Source organism: Nitrospirillum amazonense (genome assembly GCF_007828035.1).
GTDB classification, from domain to species: domain Bacteria; phylum Pseudomonadota; class Alphaproteobacteria; order Azospirillales; family Azospirillaceae; genus Nitrospirillum; species Nitrospirillum amazonense.
In genome coordinates, this window is record NZ_VITV01000001.1 from 656,993 (window position 1) to 673,754 (window position 16,762).

The 16,762-nt window shown below is 68.8% G+C and carries 13 protein-coding genes; 6 read left to right on the top strand and 7 right to left on the bottom strand.

Annotation, left to right across the window (positions count from 1 at the left end; all coding sequences use genetic code 11):
• Positions 1–124: 124 nt before the first annotated feature.
• Both FBZ87_RS02845 and FBZ87_RS02850 read right to left on the bottom strand, forming a co-directional pair.
• Positions 125–2,206 carry an O-linked N-acetylglucosamine transferase, SPINDLY family protein gene (locus FBZ87_RS02845; RefSeq protein ID WP_145608844.1) on the bottom strand — a complete coding sequence of 694 codons (2,082 nt, stop codon included), beginning with the start codon at positions 2,204–2,206 and terminating at the stop codon, positions 125–127.
• A complete protein-coding gene (locus FBZ87_RS02850) occupies positions 2,203–3,690 on the bottom strand; it encodes a tetratricopeptide repeat protein (RefSeq protein WP_145608845.1) in 1,488 nt (495 codons plus the stop codon). Before FBZ87_RS02850 ends, FBZ87_RS02845 begins: the two co-directional genes overlap by 4 nt.
• Before the next feature lie 99 nt (positions 3,691–3,789).
• Between FBZ87_RS02850 and FBZ87_RS02855 the strand changes: the two genes are divergently transcribed.
• Positions 3,790–4,908, top strand: coding sequence for an aromatic ring-hydroxylating oxygenase subunit alpha (locus FBZ87_RS02855; RefSeq protein ID WP_186454534.1), 1,119 nt, complete (start codon positions 3,790–3,792; stop codon positions 4,906–4,908).
• Here the strand turns inward: FBZ87_RS02855 and FBZ87_RS02860 are convergent.
• The 3 genes from FBZ87_RS02860 to FBZ87_RS30000 form a co-directional block, all read right to left on the bottom strand.
• Positions 4,905–6,584 carry a DUF885 domain-containing protein gene (locus FBZ87_RS02860; protein ID WP_246134199.1) on the bottom strand — a complete coding sequence of 560 codons (1,680 nt, stop codon included), beginning with the start codon at positions 6,582–6,584 and terminating at the stop codon, positions 4,905–4,907. The two genes, FBZ87_RS02855 and FBZ87_RS02860, sit on opposite strands and share 4 nt — an antisense overlap.
• Before the next feature lie 157 nt (positions 6,585–6,741).
• Positions 6,742–7,863: a glycosyltransferase gene (locus FBZ87_RS02865; protein WP_186454535.1), complete on the bottom strand. Its 1,122-nt coding sequence runs from the start codon at positions 7,861–7,863 to the stop codon at positions 6,742–6,744.
• 262 nt (positions 7,864–8,125) lie between these two features.
• Complete coding sequence (locus FBZ87_RS30000) at positions 8,126–8,764, bottom strand: RT0821/Lpp0805 family surface protein (RefSeq protein WP_145608849.1); 639 nt, start codon at positions 8,762–8,764, stop codon at positions 8,126–8,128.
• 340 nt (positions 8,765–9,104) lie between these two features.
• On the opposite strand from FBZ87_RS30000, the gene FBZ87_RS02875 reads away from it, so the two are divergent.
• The 3 genes from FBZ87_RS02875 to FBZ87_RS02885 all read left to right on the top strand — a co-directional run bounded on the left by FBZ87_RS02875 (position 9,105) and on the right by FBZ87_RS02885 (position 12,844).
• Positions 9,105–9,323, top strand: a complete 219-nt coding sequence (locus FBZ87_RS02875) for a hypothetical protein (protein WP_040845900.1) — start codon at positions 9,105–9,107, stop codon at positions 9,321–9,323.
• 438 nt (positions 9,324–9,761) lie between these two features.
• Complete coding sequence (locus tag FBZ87_RS02880; protein WP_186454536.1) at positions 9,762–11,861, top strand: methyl-accepting chemotaxis protein; 2,100 nt, start codon at positions 9,762–9,764, stop codon at positions 11,859–11,861.
• Positions 11,862–11,872: 11 nt separating this feature from the next.
• Positions 11,873–12,844, top strand: a complete 972-nt coding sequence (locus FBZ87_RS02885; protein WP_145608851.1) for a BMP family lipoprotein — start codon at positions 11,873–11,875, stop codon at positions 12,842–12,844.
• Between the two features lie 203 nt (positions 12,845–13,047).
• On the opposite strand, the gene FBZ87_RS02890 is transcribed toward FBZ87_RS02885, so the two are convergent.
• Both FBZ87_RS02890 and ada read right to left on the bottom strand, forming a co-directional pair.
• Positions 13,048–13,776, bottom strand: a complete 729-nt coding sequence (locus tag FBZ87_RS02890) for a 2OG-Fe(II) oxygenase (protein ID WP_211106823.1) — start codon at positions 13,774–13,776, stop codon at positions 13,048–13,050.
• An 8-nt stretch (positions 13,777–13,784) separates the two neighbouring features.
• A complete protein-coding gene (ada, locus tag FBZ87_RS02895; protein WP_145608853.1) occupies positions 13,785–14,858 on the bottom strand; it encodes a bifunctional DNA-binding transcriptional regulator/O6-methylguanine-DNA methyltransferase Ada in 1,074 nt (357 codons plus the stop codon).
• Positions 14,859–15,090: 232 nt separating this feature from the next.
• Here ada and FBZ87_RS02900 point away from each other — a divergent pair, with 232 nt between their 5' ends.
• Both FBZ87_RS02900 and FBZ87_RS02905 read left to right on the top strand, forming a co-directional pair.
• Positions 15,091–15,357 (top strand): metal-sensing transcriptional repressor, encoded by a 267-nt coding sequence (locus tag FBZ87_RS02900; protein ID WP_145608854.1) that lies wholly within the window; start codon positions 15,091–15,093, stop codon positions 15,355–15,357.
• Positions 15,358–15,468: 111 nt separating this feature from the next.
• Positions 15,469–16,629 (top strand): hypothetical protein, encoded by a 1,161-nt coding sequence (locus tag FBZ87_RS02905; RefSeq protein WP_145608855.1) that lies wholly within the window; start codon positions 15,469–15,471, stop codon positions 16,627–16,629.
• Positions 16,630–16,762: the final 133 nt, after the last annotated feature.

The window sequence follows — 16,762 nt, forward strand, 5'->3', positions numbered from 1 at the left end:
CGAAGCGCCGGCGAAATTGGGCACGGGTGTAACGCAAAGTACAAGGACCCACCACGCGCCAGATCACAGCGGCAGCCGTGTGTTACCGGTATGGTGGGTATCCCTCGCGCCGGGCGAGGTATGCTTACGTCACATCGAACCCCAGGGGTGGTAGCCGGTCCCGCACCCGCCCCGCCATGCGGGCGTACACCTTTTCCAGCCGGCGGCAGAACGTGTCCGTGTCGAAGGGCCCGCCGGGGAGCGTCCGGGCGGCGGCCAGACGGGCGCGTACATTCGTCAAACGCGCCGAATCCCGAGCCAAACTCAGGGCTGCGACCTCGTACGCTTCCAGGCTGTACGTCACCAGGTCCGGTAATCCCAAGGCCGTCAGCAGGCTGGCGGCCACCCGGGAAATGAAGGGGCCGCCCGCCCGGGTCAACACCGGCAGGCCGGCATAAAGCGCATCGGCCGCCGTGGTGTGGGCGTTCACCGGATGGGTATCCAGGAACAGATCGGCGCAGGCGTGGCGGGCCAAGTGGTCGGCCATGCGCGCCTTCGGCAGGGCCGGCGCCACCACCAGGCGGCCGGGATCGACACCCTCGGCTGATAGCATTGCCTGCAATGCCGGCTGAGCGGATCCCGGATCCAGCAGCCACAACACCGATCCCGGAACCTTGGCTAACAGCCGGGCCCAGCAAGCCACGACCTCCGGCGTCAGCTTGTAAGCGGCGTTGAAGCAGGCGAAGACGACGCCGTCGGCCGGCAGGCCCCAGTCCGCGCGTGTGGTCGGCGGGCCGATGGGCCGCTTCCCATCGTTGGCTTGATAGCAACCAAGCAGGCGCACCACCGCCTCATCCCAGAAGCCCGTCCGCTCCGGCGGCAGCACCACGGCGTCGGCCAGCACATAATCAATGCCCGCCCCACGGCCCAGGGTGCCGGGATAGCCCAGGTACTGAACCTGAACCGGGGCGGGGCGCAGCTGGGCGATGCCGGGCCGCCCCCCCTCGGTATAACCCTTGAGGTCGACCAGGATGTCCACGCCGGCAGCACGAATGGCTTGCGCCGCCGCCCGGTCATCCAGGCCACGCAGTTCAACGAAGCGGTCGGCCCCGGCCCGCAGCCGCGCCCGCATTGGGCTGCCGTCGTCGGGCCCATAGGAAAAGGCGGTGACCGCTACCGCCGCACGGTCATGGCGTTCCAACACGCCGGCCATCAGGTAGGCGGTGGGGTGCTGGTGCCAATCAGCGGAGAGGTAGCCGACGCGCAACGGTTCTCCGGCGGGTCCCAGGCTGGCCGGCGGCAAGGGCGCGCCGGCCGAGCGCGCCACGGTCGCCGCGTGCAGGCGGGCCGCCCGCTGGTGCCAGGCCTCATCCACATCCAGGCACAGCACGGCGAAGGGCGGAGCACTGTCGTCGCCCGCCTGCACCGCGGCCAGCAGATCCGACGTCCGCGCCGCGACGTCGTCCCAGCGGCAGAGGCGGGCGTCGATGTGCACCAGATGGGCCAGGGTGCCCGCCCGCCGGCTGGTGCCCCGGTCCAGCGCCGCCTGCAGGCAAGGGCGCGCCTCCACATCGCGGTGCCGGCGCTGCAGCAAGATGCCCAGGTTCAGCCAGGCATCGGCCATGTCCGGCCGCTGGGCCGTCAGCGCCCGGTATTCCATTTCCGCCACATCCAGCTGCCCCAGGTCTTCCAAGACGGAGGCCAGGTTGAAACGGGCGATGGCCTGCGTAGGATCGGCCTCGACGGCGGCGCGCAGAACGCCTTCGGCCTCCACCAGGCGGCCCATGCGGTGCAGGGCCACACCCAGGTTGGCATGGGCCGCGCCATGCGCCGGGTCCAGCGCCGCTGCCCGCTCCAACGGTGCCAGCGCTTCGCCCGGACGGTTCAGGTTCAGCAGCAGGGTGCCCAGGGCGAAGGCGGCGCCGGCATGGGAGTCATCGCGGGCCAGGGCGGCGCGGAACGCGGCCTCCGCCGCCGGCAGGCGACCCAGCGCTGCGCGCAGGCGGCCCAGGTTGGTCAGAATTTCCGCATCCGGCCGCAGGGCGGCGGCGCGCGCCACCAGCCCCTCACCCGCTGCCGGATCCCCTTGCTGCCCGCGCAGCACACCCAGCAGATGCAGGGCATCCGGGTGATGCGGCTCCGCCGCCAGCACCTGGGCGTAAAGGTCCGCCGCCTCATCCAAGGCGCCCGCTTGGTGGCGGGCCACGGCCTGATGCAACGGCGTCATGGTGTCGGGGCGGCCAGCCAGGCGCCCAGCCGGGCGGTCAGGCGGGACAGGGGCGCGCGCCAATCGCCCATCTCTTCCTGCCGCAGCTGCACCAAGCCGGGATACCAGGGGCTGTCCACCCGCCCCTTCTGCCAGCGCCAGCAACCGTCATAGCGGTTCAGCAGCCAGACGGGGCGGCCCAGCGCGCCGGCCAAATGGGCGACCGAGGTGTCGACGGTGATCACCAAGTCCAGGGTGGCCGCTAGGGCGGCGGTGTCGGCGTAATCCGCCAGCTCCGCCGTCCAGTCGATCAACGGCAGGGCGGCCGGGGCGGCAGGGCCACCCTTCTGCAGGCTGACGAAGGCCACCCGATCATGGAAACGCGCCAAGGGGGCCAGCAGTGCCGGATCCAGGCTGCGCCTGGCATCGACCGGATTGCCCGGCGCCCCCGCCCAGCACAGGCCCACGGTCCGCCGGCCGGCCGCGACGTCGTTCAGGCGCGCGCGAAACGTCGCCACCTGGGCCGGATCCGGCGTGAGGTAGGGCCCGGCCGTCGCCAGCTCCGAGGCGCTGGTCAGACCCAGGCGACCTGGCAGGCTGAGCAACGGGCAGTAAGCGTCATAGACGGGCAGCAAGGGATCCGCCGTCGACACGACCTGGGCCACGCCGGGCGCTGTGGCCAGCAGGCGGACCAGTTCCGGCTGGCAGGCCAGCACGACGCGGGCGCCCCGGGACGCCAGGGGCGCGATGAAGCGGACGAATTGCAGGCTGTCGCCCCGGCCCTGTTCGCTGTGCACCAGGATGGTGCGCCCGGCGGGGTCGGCGCCATCCCATTCCAGCCCGTGCGGCCGGGCCAGGACATGGCCGGCGCGGCCCCGCCGCGCCTCGAACTGGGGCCAGCCGGCGGCGTAGTCACCAGCCATTAGCAGGGCCAGCGCCAAATCCCAGCGCGCCTCTCCGCCCCGTTCGCCCAGGGGTTGGCCGGGCGCGGGGGCGGTCACCTCCACCGCGCGGCGCAGCAAACCCAGGGCGCGGGGCAGCTGGCCCCGGTCCGTCAGCGCCACACCCAGGTTGATCAGGGTGACGGCATGGTCGGGCGCCAGGGGCAGCGCCCGCTCCAGGCACGCGATGGCGGCGGCCAGCCGGCCGGTGGCGTGCAACACCCCGCCGAGGTTGGCCATGGCGTCGACATGACCAGGATCAATGGCAAGCGCCTGGCGATAGGCTTCTTCTGCCAGATCGAATCGGCCTTGGGCCTTCAGCGCCGTGCCCAGGTTGCTGCGATAGGTGGGGTTGTCCGGGACGATGGCCGCCGCCAGCATCATGCTTTCGGTGGCGCCGTCCAAGTCACCCAGCTGGATGCGGGCCAGGCCCAGGAGATGCAGAGCCCCGTGGTTGCGCGGCTCGGCGTCGATGATGCGGCCATAGAGTGTCACCGCCGCGTCCAGCCGGCCGGCGACGTGATGCTCATAGGCAGCGGAGAGGGCTTCGGTCACACTGGCCATGGCGGCAGAATGAGGGTTCCCAGGCGGCGGAACAAGGCCCGGTTGGGCTCGGGAACCGGTTGGACTGGGGAAAGAGATTTGGGGCAAAGGATTCAGGGCATGACGGATAGGTTGGACGCGATGCGGGCGGCGGTGGGGCCGGAGGATTATGGTGCCGCCGCCGCCGCGGCGGAGACGCAAGCCCTGTTCGCCCGCCTGTGGCACTTCGTCGGCTTCGATGACGAACTGACGGCGCCCGACGGCTATCTGGTACGCACCATCGCCGGCGTGCCGGTGGTGGTGCAGCGTTTCGATGACGACATTCGTGCCTTCCGCGACGTCTGTTCCCACCGCCATGCCCGCCTGCACACGGCGGAGCGCGGCCACGGCCCCCTGCGCTGCCCCTATCATGGCTGGACCTACAGCCGGGAGGGGGTTCCGGTGGGCATACCGGGCAACGATCCCTGTTTCCAGCTGGACAAGGCGGACAAGGCCGCCCTGGCCCTGACCGGATATGAGGTGGCACGGCGCGGCCGCTTCATCTTCGTCCGCCTCATTCCCGGCGGGCCCGATCTGGACATCTGGCTGGGTCCGCTGGGCGCCTGGCTGGACGCCGTGTCCGACGGCTTCGCCGCGCCCTTCGACCAGGCGCCGCTGGACTGGCGGGCCGACTGGAAGGTGGGTATGGAAAACGTGCTGGAGGTCTATCACGTCGACAGCGTGCATCCGGAAACCTTCCGCACGGTGACCGAGGGCGTCTGGAAGTGCGCCGAGCACGGCGCCCACAGTACCGGCACCATCGGCCTGACCGCCGAAACCCGCCGCTGGTGGGAGGGGGTGGCCAAGCGGCTGAAGCTGACGCCCCTGACCGCCTTCACCGACTATGACCACGCCATCATCTTCCCCAACCTGGCCATCGGCCTGACCGCCGGCCTGATGGCCAGCGTACAGACGTACGAGCCGGTGTATGCGCCGGACGGCACGGTACGGCCGGGCCGTTGCCACCTGCGCTACCGCCTGTCATTGGCCAGGCAGCAGCCGGGCGCCAGCGCCGCCGCCCGCCAGGGCGTGGAAGGGCATCTCGCCGACTTCAACCGCCGGCTGCTGGCGGAGGACCAGTCGGTGGCGGAGGCGGCCTGGGCCGGCAGCCAGCAGGCCGACCGCCCCGCCCTGCTGGGCCATAACGAGGGACGCATCCGCGCCTTCCACGCGGCCTGGCTGAAAGAGATGGGCCGCTAGCGCCCCTGCGCCGCGATCCAGCCATTCACCTGCTCCTCCAGCAGATCCAGCGGCAGGGAGCCTGAAAGCAGCACGGCGTCGTGGAAGGCGCGCTCATTGAAGCGCTCGCCCAGCCTGTCCTGGGCCCGCTGGCGCAGTTCCAGCAGCTTCAGCTCGCCGATCTTGTAGGCCAGCGCCTGCCCCGGCCAACCGATGTAGCGCCGCAGCTCCGTCTCTATGTTGTGCGGGGCCAAGGCGGTGTTGTCGATGAAGCAGGCGCGGGCCTGGTCCAGGGTCCAGTGCTTCCAATGGATGCCGGTATCGGCCACCAGGCGGCAGGCCCGCCACATGTCGAAAGACAGGCGCCCAAACCGCTCATAATCATCGCGGTAGATGCCCATTTCCTCCCCCAGCTGCTCGGAGTAGAGGCCCCATCCCTCGCCATAGGCGTTGATATAGGCGCGGCGGCGGAAGGGCGGCAAATCTTCCAGCTCCGCCGCCAGCGCGGTCTGCAGGTGATGGCCCGGCACCGCCTCATGCAGGGCCAGGGCCGGCAATTCATAAAGGGGCCGTTGGTCCAGCTTGCCGGTGTTGACCATAAAGCCGCCGGCAATGCCCTTGGCGGCGTCACCGGGGAAATAGCGGCCCGTGGTGTACGTGTCCTCGATATCGCGCGGCACCTCGCGTACGCCATAGGTCAGGCGCGGCAGCCGGCCGAAGTGCCTCGGCAGCTGGTCGTCGATGCGCTTCGCGATCTCCGAGGCCTTTTCCAACAACGCCTGGCGCGTGGTGACGTAGAAGCGCGGATCGGTGCGCAGGAAGGCGAGGAAATCCGCGAAATTGCCGGTGAAGCCGGTGCGGCGGATCAAGGCCTCCATCTCCCCCCGGATGCGCGCCACCTCCTTCAGGCCGATCTCGTGCACGGCATCCGGCGCCAGGCTGGTGGTGGTGTGGTGGTGGACCGCCCAGGTGTAATAGGCCTCACCATCGGGCAGGTCGCGCGCCGCCAGGCTTTCGGGGGCCGCCGGGCGATATTCCCGCTCCAGAAAGGTGACAAAGGCGCGCTGGGCGGGACGCACAATGTCGGCCAGCACCTGGCGCGCCCGCGCGCGCCATTCCGTCATCGCGGCGGGGTCCCCCGACCCGGCGAAGGGTGACAGCAGGCCGTCCTCGTCCAAAGGGGTGTCCGCCTGTCTGCGGGCGATGTCCAGCACGGCGTCCACGATCAACCTCGGCTGGACAAACCCCGTGGCGATGCCACGCCGGGCGTTGGCAATGTTGGCGGCGTAATAGTCGGGCGCGGCCTCCAGGCAGGCCAGCCAAGCTTCCGCCTCCGCTTTCGTGCGCACATGGGTGCGGCTGGCAGTGTAGGTCAGGGTGGCGTAGAAGCCGCTGTCGCTGTTGAAGGGCATGCGGTCTTGGTCGAAGGCCATGCCGGCCAGTCGATCCTCCGCGTCCCAGCGCATGAAGCGATAGGTCAGGCGGTCGGCCGGCGTCAGGCCGGCGGGGTCGATCGCGCCCAGGCGGTGGACGAACGCCTCCAGGCGCGTCCGCCGCTCGGCCGCCGCTTTGGGACTGACATCCGGCAGGCAGCGGCCGTCTTCTTTCCCGCCCTGAAGCAGGGCATCGTAGTCGGCGACCAGAGGGGCTATGGATAGCGGGCCGGCTTCAGCTGCCAGCGGCGCCAGCAACGCCATCAAAATCAGAGGAAAAATCGCCGCTTTGCCCATTGCCGCCTTCCTTTCGTTGACTGGCAGGAAAGGCGAAGGAGCCACGAGGGGCAAGCCTGATGATGGACATGGACGGGTTATTCGCCGGCAGGCGACCTGAAAGGCCCCACAGCCGCGCGCGCGTCTATATGGCCACGGGCGCCTGCGCGCCGGCCAGCTGGGCGTATAGCGCGCCAACCTTGGCCATCTGCACCTCCGGCCGAAAGCGGGTGAGATCCACGACCCGGGCGGGCGTCCGGCCGTCCAGTGCGGCCAGCAAGGTCTCGGCCATGGCGTCCGCGTCCTCGGGCGGGCAGAGGAAGGGATAGTCGAAGCCCAGGATTTCCAGCGGCCCGCCGGTGCGGGTGGCCACCAGGGTCACACCGGCGTCGGCGTATTCCAGCAGGGTGAGGCCGAAAGGTTCATGGCGGGAGGCGACGACGCCCAGGTCGAGGGCGGGGAGGTAACGGCGCACATCGGGGCGGAAGCCCGCGAATACCACCCGATCGCCCAAGGCCAGCTGTGCCGCCTGCTCACGCAGGGCGGCCATCTCCGCCCCCTGACCGAACAGCACCAGGCGGGCATCCGGCCGGTGGGCGCGCAAGCGGGCGTAAGCATCCACCAGCACATCGAAGCCTTTGCCCAGTTCCAGCCGGCCCATGCCGCCGATAACGGGCGCGTCTTGCGGCAAGCCCAGGGCCAGGCGCGCCTCCGCCCGGGTCAGCGCGCCCCTCTGCGGCAACACCCAGTTGTGCACGGTGACGGAGCGATCACGGGCCGCCGCCGGCATCATGCGGGCCTGATAGTCGGCGATGCGGATGATGCCGTCGAAGCGGTCATGCAGGCCGGCGCGGAAGCCATTGTGCAGGGTGACGACACGGGGACAGCCCGGCCGGCAGCGCAGCACCCGCCGGGCGGCGGTGTTGAGGTGGGCGTGGACGATGTCGGGGCAAAGGGCCAACAGCTTCCAGAACAGCGCGGCCGTGCGCATGCGCGCCGGCAGCCACACCACCGACACGCGGGGGTCCAGAGATTCGGCAAGGTGCCGGGCGCCGACGCCCCCGTCCTCCCCCGGACCCAGGATGACCATCACCTGGTGATCGTCAGCCTGGAATTCCGCCAGTTCCATCACATGCTTTTCGGCCCCCCCGAAGCCGTGGGGGATGATCACGTGGGCGATGCTGGTAACGGCCCCCGTCGAGGACGGGATCAGGCGCCGGGTGGCACCTCGCGCGGCCGGGTTGTCTGACAGGGCGATGGAGGACATGCCGGCGCACTGCTCCCCTACGGATTGGAAAGTCCTGCGATCGGCGGGGTGGGCGATGCGAAGCGGTGCCGCCGGACTGCCGCCGGCCATCACCACCACTGCCTGGCTGTTGCTTCGGCGCGCCCCACCCGTCGCCCACAGAATGGCAACTGTTCCGTTATACGCGGGGGAAGGTGCTAACCTGTCGCAGGGCTGTAACATAGAGGGCCATAAGGGGTATCCGACCAGGACACCCCCGCCGAGCCGTTACTGACACGGACTATCAGTTGTCCGCGACCACATGCCAAGCGCCGTCGGGCTGCTGACAGGCGGTGCCATAGGCCTGTTGCGTCTGGCCGCCTATGGTCACGTTCTGCTGAAACTCCCGGCAATACTGGCCATCGGTCGTGTGGCCGTCGCGCAGGGCGGTGACGCTGCCGCTGGCCGGGCCGTCGTTCCAGACGACAGGCTGGCCCACCGGCGCCATGGTGGCCCGGATCTGCGCATCCTCAAGCGCGCGTTGCTGCTGTTCCGCCAGACTGTCCAGCAGCGTCAGGGTGATGGCCGTCAGGCCCAGCCAACGATAGGCCTCTTCGTCCCGGTAATAGTGGCCATAGCCGGTGTAATAGACGCCGTAAGGGCGCAGCACGACCACGTCGCGGTACACATGGCGGCGATATTCCGGAACGATGACCGGTCCGCGGCCATAGATGAAGACGTCATGGTCGCGGAAATGGCCCCAATGCGGCGCCCAGGGGCCACCCCTGTGGTCGTCCCCCCTGTGGTCGTCCCACCGGCGTTCCTCACCCCGATGATGATCATCCCAGCGATCCTGGGCCAGGGCCGGCACGGTGGCGGCGGTGACGGCCACGGTGACCGCCAAGGCAAGGGAACTGAGGGCACGGAACGTCAGGCGTCGCATACGGGAATTCCTGTTCATCGAAAACAGCATGGCCCCTGCGGGGGCCGTCACAGCCAAGCGGCCGGGCAGATTGATACAACACCGCCATTGCGTCCGATTTATGGCCGGTCACGGGCTGGATCAAGCGGCAAGCCGTTGTATCGGGGTGAGATAAAGCGTCGCGCGCGGCGCCCTTTTGACCGCCTCAATAGTGTTCCAATTATGGAACGCGGAGTGCCGACAAGCCCAACTACCGCCAAAATCGTTCCAGAAATATAGTTCAGACATCAAACACGTTAGACCCCGGCCCCGAGCCCCGCTGCACCGCCGCTAGGACCCGACGCCAGGAAAGGAGACGACGATGACCACGCTTTGCCTCGCTTGCGCCGCCCGTTCGGCTCCGGCCCTGTTCAGCCGCGCACCGGCCCGCGCCGCCGTGATGGATACCCTCGGCCGCCGCGCCCGCACCCTGCTGCCCGCCCTCCTGGCGCTGACCGGCTTGTCCTTCGACCAGATGGTCGTGCTGCGCGCTGGGCTGGACATGGTGCTGCAGAGCACCCGCAACGGCCGTTTCCACTGATCCCCCCGCGACCGGGATTTCTTCCCGAGTCGCGGGTACGGTGCCGCACCGATATCGCGGCCTGATCCGTTTATCCAATATACATCGCCAACCTTAGGCGACCTGTGGCTTTCAGCCCGCTGCCCTCCCTGATTTTTGCCTAAAGAATCCGCTGTCTGCCGCCCGGTTGGGCGCTAGCCGGAAGGATAGGCCGTGACTTGACCATATGGTCAGTTTTTTCTTTGTCCGCCCCCCGGACTGTCACACAGTGATCATCAAGATTTCCTATGACTGCACGGACGTCCAACCGGCCTGATGGGGGCTTCTGAGGACGGCGGTCGGGGGACGGGACGGGGCTGAACTCCGCCCGGTGACATGGGGGAATGACGCGCCCAGGCCTCTCCAACCGCATCGGGAAGGGACGGAGCCATGGTCGCCGTGACGACACTGCCTATAATTATGCGGAACACCGACTTAGGCCAGGTGGGCAAACGGCGGTTGGGCTTGGCCGTGCGCCTGGGCCTGGCCTTTGGCGCCATCATCCTGGCCATGCTGGTCATCACCGGCCAGAGCTGGCTGACCTACGCCCGTGTGGACAGCACGCTGAATGGCATCGTCGGCGAGACACTGCCCCGGCTGGACACGCTGGACGCCCTGTCCCGCGCGGCAGAGGGACTGGCCGGCACGTCCATGGACGCCTCCATCGCCACCACGCATGAAGAGGCGCAAGCCACCCGCAAGGCCTTGACCGTGGCCGAGAAGGCCTTCAACGACGCCTTGCGTCAGGCCAACGCCCAGTTGGGCCAGACGCCGCAGCTGGATGAGCTGCGGGTACTGGGCGGCCGCTTCTCCGCCCTGCTGCAGGTGCTGAACGGCGCGGAAGATGCCCGCTGGCGCCTGCGCCAGGCCGTGGCCGCCGCTGAGAAGGCGGTGGCCGAGGCCGATGCCAGGGCGCAGGCCGCCCTGATGACGGCACTAGGTCGCAGTCCCAGCCCCGCGGTCCTGTCCGCTTTGGCTGAGATACGGGCCTTCGACGCGCTCCTCGCGACGCCGGCCACGGCGGGGGAAGACCCGGCGGCGGCCAAGGCGGCCCTTTCCGCTGCCCTGCAGCATCTGCGCGCGACGCAAGCGGCCCTGCCCGCCGATACCCGCGCCATCGTCGCCGCTAGCCTGGACGTGTTGACCCGCGTGGCCTTGGGCGAGGCGGTTGCCGCCACACCCGGCTTCGGCGACGTCACCGCCGGTGGCCTGGCCGTGATGAAAAGCCGCCTGGCCGACGCGCAGGACCAGAGCACCGGCCTGCTGCACCAGAGTGCCGCCATCGCCGCGCGGGTGCAGAAGTTGGGCGCGGAACTGGGCGCCCAAACCCAGGCGGAGGTGCGCACCAAGGCCAAGGCGCTGGAGGACGTGGTGTCCTTCGCCCGCGGCCTGCTGATTGCGTCCGGCCTGGCGGGTGTCGCCATCGCCGTCGGCGTGGCGGTGTTTTATGTCGGCCGCAGCATTGCGGGCCGCGTCGCCAACCTGTCGCGCAGCATGCTGGCGCTTGCCGGCGGCGACCTGGATGTGGAGATCGATACACGCGGCAGCGATGAGATCGCGGAGATGGCGCGCACCGTCACCGTTTTCCGCGCCAACGCCGTGCAAGTGCGCGAGCATGACGTGCAGCTGGCGACCGAACGACGTGAGTCGGCGCAGAAGCGGCAGGCGGCCATGTCGGCCATGGCCGACAGCTTCGAGGAGTCGGTGGGCGGCATCATCGCCGCGCTGGTGGATGCGGCGGCGCAGATGACCGCCCTGTCGCAGAGCATGGGCCAGTCGGCCGATGCCACCGCCGAGCAGGCCAACACCGTGGCGATGTCCAGCGAAGCGGCCTCGCGCAATACCCAGACCGTGGCCGGCGCCACCGAACAGCTGTCCCTGTCGGTTCAGGAGATCAGCGGCCAGCTGCAGCAGGCCATCAGCATCTCGCAGCGCGCCAATGAGGAAGCCGATGGGGCCGCTGACATGGTGGAGCGTCTGACCGGTGCCGCCGAGCGCATCGGCAGCGTCACCCGGCTGATCGACGACATCGCCGGCCAGACCAATCTGCTGGCGCTGAACGCCACCATTGAGGCGGCGCGGGCCGCTGCCGCCGGCAAGGGCTTCGCCGTGGTGGCGTCGGAGGTGAAAAGCCTGGCGGGCCAGACCTCCAAGGCCACGGGCGACATCGCCGGCGAAGTCGCCGCCGTGCGCAGCGCGGTGGGCGCCGTGGTGGATTCCATCCGCCAGATCGGCGGCACCATTGTGCAGCTGAGCCAGGTGTCCAGCACCATCGCCGCAGCGGTGGAAGAGCAAAACGCCGCCACGGCCGAGATCAGCCGGTCGATCAGCGAGGCGGCGCTGGGCGTGGAAGAGGTCAACAGCACCATAGGCCGCGTGCACACCGCCGCCCTATCGACTGGCGAGTCGGCCGGACAGGTCCGGGCCAGCGCCCAAGGACTAGCCGATCAGGCCGCGCGCCTGGATGAGGCGGTGCGCCGATTCCTGGGCCAGGTCCGCGCCACCGAAGCCGCCGCTTGAGGAGAGACAGCATGATCCGGATCGCCCTCGCGGCCGCCCTATTTGCCAGCACTGCCAGCATCGCCAGCGCCGCGGCCTTTAAGCCTTGTGTCGTTTATACCGAGGCTGGGAAGTTCGATAAGAGCTTCAACGAGATGGCTTATGACGGCAGCCAGACCTTCGCGCAGAAGACGGGCGTCGCTGTGGCCGAGTTCGAACCGGCGGGCGAGGAGGCCTACCCCGGCGCCCTGCAATCCGCCGTCACCGCCGGCTGCACCGACGTGGCGCTGATCGGCTTCCGGTTTCAGACCGCGTTGGCCGCCTTCGCGCCCCAACATACGGACGTACGCTTCACCCTGTTCGACGGCGTGGTGCCGGGCGCCAATGTCGCTTCCGTCCTGTTCGCGGAGAATGAAGGTTCCTATCTCGTTGGCGTGGCGGCGGCCCTGGCCAGCAAGAGCGGCACGGTCGGTTTCATCGGCGGCATGCCGGCGACGGTGATCGAGCGGTTCGAGAAGGGCTACGCCCAGGGTGTCAAGGATACCCGGCCGGATGCCACGGTGATGACCGGCCTGGTGGCGGGCGATCCCAAGGGCTTTTCCGACCCCTTCGCCGCCTCGGAAATTGCACGGGACATGCTGCGTCACGGCGCGGACGTGCTGTTCCCGGCCGCCGGCGTGTCCGGCTTGGGCGCGCTGGACATCGGCCACGCCAAGGGCGCCCTGGGCGTGGGCGTGGACAGCAACCAGAACTACCTCTATCCCGGCCACATGCTGACCTCGATGGTCAAGCGCCTGGACGTGGCCATCGCCCGCGCCTTCGAAGCCGGCCGTAGCCAGACCTTCACTTCCGGCATCACGCGCCTGGGCCTGAAGGAGGGCGGGGTGGACGTGGTGGTGGACGCCGACAACCGCGCCGTCTGGACCCCCGCCATCGTCGAGGCCGTGGCCCGCGCCCGCCAAGCCATCGTCAGCGGCCAGGTGAAGGTCGCGAGCCCTAGTTAGGATGCCCTGCGGGCGCGGGCATCCGCCCGCTTGCCATCCTCGTTTTGCAGTCCGCTACGCTCCCCACAAAACTCGGGCGAACGCAGTCGCCTTCTACAGCGGTATAAGGCACCACCTCATGCCGCTCATTATATATAGAGTGCACTTAGGCCGGCAGGCGCCCGGTCCCGCACGAAGATCGGCCAACCGCGGATGCCAGAGCATCAAACAGCATCATGGAAGATGATACCCAGCGTGTGCCGCTGGCCCGTGCGCAGTCGGCTGACGCCGTGGCGCAGGTTCACCCGGTAGGTGCCTCGCGTTCCTGACAGCGGCCGGTGGTGGACGGCGAAGATGACGCCGTCACCCTGGCGCAGGGGCACCACCTCGGCCCGCGACTGCATACGCGGCCGCTGCTCGGTGATCACGAACTCCCCGCCCGTGAAATCCCGCCCCGGTTCCGACAGCAGGACGGCCACCTGCAAGGGGAACACCCAGTCGCCATACAGGTCCTGGTGCAGGCAGTTATAGTCGCCCGGCCCATACCGCAGCAGCAGCGGCGTGGGCCGCACCTGGCCACTCTGATGGCACAGCGCCAGGAAGTCGGCGTGGCTGTCCGGATAGCGCACTTCCTCCCCCAGTCGCTGGTTCCACCGATTGGCCAGCGGCGCCAGCCGGAAGTAGAGACCGATGCGCAATGCCTGTACCGGGCCCGGCAGGGGGTAGGCCCAATACTTGTACTCGCCCATGCCGAAGCCGTGCCGGCCCATGACCACCCGGCTGCGGAAGCCGTGGTCCCGCGCGTACAGGGACGACAATTCCCCGCACGTCTCGGGATTCAGCAGCCCGGGAAGTACAGCGCAACCGTACGCATCCAATTCGGTGGAAATCGCTGACCAGTCATAGCCGTCGATGCTGGCAATGCCATCGCAGCCGGCATCGCGGGAGCCCATGTCCCCCATCACACCCTCTCGCACGCCAACAGGGCCCGCTTGCGCTCCACGCCCCAGCGGTAGCCGGACAGCGCGCCATCGGTTCGCACCACGCGGTGGCATGGGATGGCGACGGCGATGGCGTTGCTGGCGCAGGCTTGGGCGACAGCCCGCACTGCCTTGGGCGCACCGATGCTGGCCGCCACCTGGGCATAGCTCACCGTTTCCCCCGCGGGGATGGCGCGCAGCGCCTGCCACACCCGTTGCTGAAAGGCAGTGCCGCGCACATCCAGCGGCAGGTCCAGGCCCAGTCGCGGCGCCTCGACGAAGCCCACCACCCGGGCGACCAGGGCGTCGAATTCCGGATCATCGCCCGTCAGCCGCGCCTTGGGGAAACGGTCCTGCAGGTCCCGCACCAGCATGTCCGGATCATCGCCCAAGGTGATGGCACAAATGCCGCGCTCGCTGCGCGCCACCAGGATGGCACCCAAACTGCACTGGGCGACGGCGAAGCGGATGTCGGCATTGGCGCCACCGGCACGGTAGTCGCCCGGTCGCATGCCCAGCATGCCCTCCGCCGCCTCATAGAACCGGCTGCTGGCGTTGAAACCCGCATCATAGAGGGCCGTGGTGACCGTGACGCCGGGGCGGCTCAACTCGTCCCGCACCCGGCGGGCACGGTGGGCCGTGGCATAAGCCTTGGGCGTCAGGCCGGTGACGGCCTTGAACACGCGGTGGAAATGATAGGGGCTGAGGCCGGCCTGGTCAGCTAGTTGTTCCAAGCCCGGCGCCTCCTCTGCAGTCTCAATGCTGCGGCAGGCCTCCGCCACCAGCTGGGCCTGGCGCTGGGCGATGCCCTGCTGGTCCGGCTTGCAGCGCTTGCAAGCACGGAAGCCTGCCCGCTCCGCCGCGGCACAGCTATCATGGAAAGCGACATTCCGCGGTTTGGCCAAGCGTGAGGGACAGGAGGGCCGGCAATAGACGCCGGTGGTCTTCACCGAATAGACGAAGCGGCCGTCCTGGCTGGCGTCCCGGTTCAGCAGCGCCTGCCAACGTGGATCGGCGTCGGCCTCGAGAGGGGCGCGGGTCGGGGCGGATGTCATCGGGACCTGAAGTGCGGGGATAGGGAGTGCGGTGACAGGCGGCATGGTCGTCATCCTGATATGGTGTCGTTCCTGCCTCTGATGTACCCCTGGTCCCCGGCCCCGACATCCCGGCTCTTGCGGTCAAATCCCGGGGCTCCGGCCGGCCGGTTTCACTGACACGGCGGCACATCGCCCGACATTTCCCATAGGTGATTTGACTTGACCCCCCTGGGGGGATAGGAGTCAAGGGATGACGCACGCCACCACCCCCGACATCCTGAACCGCCTGAAGCGGGCGCAAGGCCATTTCGCCAAGATCGTGCAGATGGTGGAAGAGGGGCGCGATGCCCTGACCATCGCCCAGCAGCTGCAGGCCGTGGTCAAGGCGGTGGACAAGGCCAAGATCGCCCTGGTGCTGCACCATATCGAGCATCATCTGGAGGAGGCCACCGGCCCCTTGCCCATTGAGACCCGGGCACGGCTGTCGGAAATGGCCGAGATCATCAAATACCTTTGATGCCGGACCGCTGGGGTGCTCGTTCCATCAGAGAAAAGCTAAATCCTTAATAACTTGCTTTCCACCCTGTACATCTCCAATGTTTCTGGGGACGCCGTGTGGGGGAATAGGATGAGCCAAGACTGGTGGGATGTGCCCGGGAACCCCTATGCCCCGGCCAAAATCCAAGACCCGGCCATCGCTGAGCCCCCGTCCCCCCCCGCCCCCGCTCCACAAGGTGGCGGCGGCCCTAATCAGCCCTACACCGCAGCGGAGCTGCTGGCGCTGGAGGGAGCCACTGCCGCCCTCGTGCGGCTGGATTGTGGGCTGGCCGCAAGCAGTCGCGCCGTCGCCGCAGGCTGGATCAACCGCATGGCCATTGAGGAGGCGGCGGCCTCCGCCCGCCTGAACGGCGTCCTTATCGACACAGCCGACCTGCGCCTGCTGGCCTGGGACAGCCTTGACCGTGCGCCCGACCCTGACTTGGCCCAGGCCCTGCCCCTTTATGATCTCGTGCGCCGCATCGTGGCCCGCCATCCCCGGCATCTTTACACCCCCCGTCGATTGGCGGCGCTGGACCGGACGCGCCTGACTCGGAGCACCGGCTTTTCCCTATGGAATGGGGCAGCCGACGATGTGGAGGCGGAGGAGCGTTGGGCCGTGTTGCAGGCCGCCTTGGCCCCCGATGACCTGACACGCCTCCGGGCCGCGCCTGCGCTCACCGGTGCGGCTGGTTTCCTGGCCCACTGGCATCGGGTACGGGCCGACCGCAGCGCCGGCGCCGCCCTGGGCCGGCTGCTGGCGGCTTGGTGGCCCGCCCGTCAGGGCCTGGTGATGGCCCGTCGTCATAATCTGGATGGGGCGACCTTCGAGGGTTCAGATACCTTCGTCAGCCCGACCCATCCTGCCTTCGCCGGCGGTCCGGTGCTGATGCCCTCCATCGGCTTCCTGGGTCATGCCCTGGAGTATCGGCCGGATCGGCAGGAAGGTTGGCTGCTGGCTTTCCTCAGCGCCGCCGCCCGCGGCCTGGCCCGGGGCGAGGTACTGCTGCGTCGTCTGCGCCTGGCCGAGGTTAGGCTGGCGGAGGCCTTGCGGCCCAAGCGTTCCACCTCGCGGGGGCCACAGGTGGCAACCTTTCTCTTGGCCCAGCCGGTGGTCACCTCCGGCCGGTTGGCCCAGGCACTGGACATGAGCGGAACGGCCGCCCGCACCTTGCTGGATGGGTTGCACCGTGACCGGCTGGTCCTGGAGATTTCCGGCCGGGACGCCTACCGCGCCTATATGGTGGAATGACATCCAGCCGCTCTGGCCCGCCCTCCGGCGCCGGTTTTTCTGAAAAAACTTCGGTAACCGTTCCCTTGAAGAGGCGCCCCGTTTGCCGTCCCGGTTTAAAGAAAAAAGCCCCGTCGCGGGGACGGGGCCGTTC

Coding starts and splice junctions, on each gene's coding strand:
- FBZ87_RS02850 (WP_145608845.1), bottom strand. CDS start 3,690: ATGGCCAGTGTGACCGAAGCCCTCTCCGCTGCCTATGAGCATCACGTC.
- FBZ87_RS02885 (WP_145608851.1), top strand. CDS start 11,873: ATGATCCGGATCGCCCTCGCGGCCGCCCTATTTGCCAGCACTGCCAGC.
- FBZ87_RS02900 (WP_145608854.1), top strand. CDS start 15,091: ATGACGCACGCCACCACCCCCGACATCCTGAACCGCCTGAAGCGGGCG.
- FBZ87_RS02860 (WP_246134199.1), bottom strand. CDS start 6,584: ATGGCGTTGCTGGCGCCGCTGGCAGCTGAAGCCGGCCCGCTATCCATA.
- FBZ87_RS02880 (WP_186454536.1), top strand. CDS start 9,762: ATGCGGAACACCGACTTAGGCCAGGTGGGCAAACGGCGGTTGGGCTTG.
- FBZ87_RS02855 (WP_186454534.1), top strand. CDS start 3,790: ATGACGGATAGGTTGGACGCGATGCGGGCGGCGGTGGGGCCGGAGGAT.
- ada (WP_145608853.1), bottom strand. CDS start 14,858: ATGACATCCGCCCCGACCCGCGCCCCTCTCGAGGCCGACGCCGATCCA.
- FBZ87_RS02845 (WP_145608844.1), bottom strand. CDS start 2,206: ATGACGCCGTTGCATCAGGCCGTGGCCCGCCACCAAGCGGGCGCCTTG.
- FBZ87_RS30000 (WP_145608849.1), bottom strand. CDS start 8,764: ATGCGACGCCTGACGTTCCGTGCCCTCAGTTCCCTTGCCTTGGCGGTC.
- FBZ87_RS02875 (WP_040845900.1), top strand. CDS start 9,105: ATGACCACGCTTTGCCTCGCTTGCGCCGCCCGTTCGGCTCCGGCCCTG.
- FBZ87_RS02905 (WP_145608855.1), top strand. CDS start 15,469: ATGAGCCAAGACTGGTGGGATGTGCCCGGGAACCCCTATGCCCCGGCC.
- FBZ87_RS02890 (WP_211106823.1), bottom strand. CDS start 13,776: ATGGGCTCCCGCGATGCCGGCTGCGATGGCATTGCCAGCATCGACGGC.
- FBZ87_RS02865 (WP_186454535.1), bottom strand. CDS start 7,863: ATGTCCTCCATCGCCCTGTCAGACAACCCGGCCGCGCGAGGTGCCACC.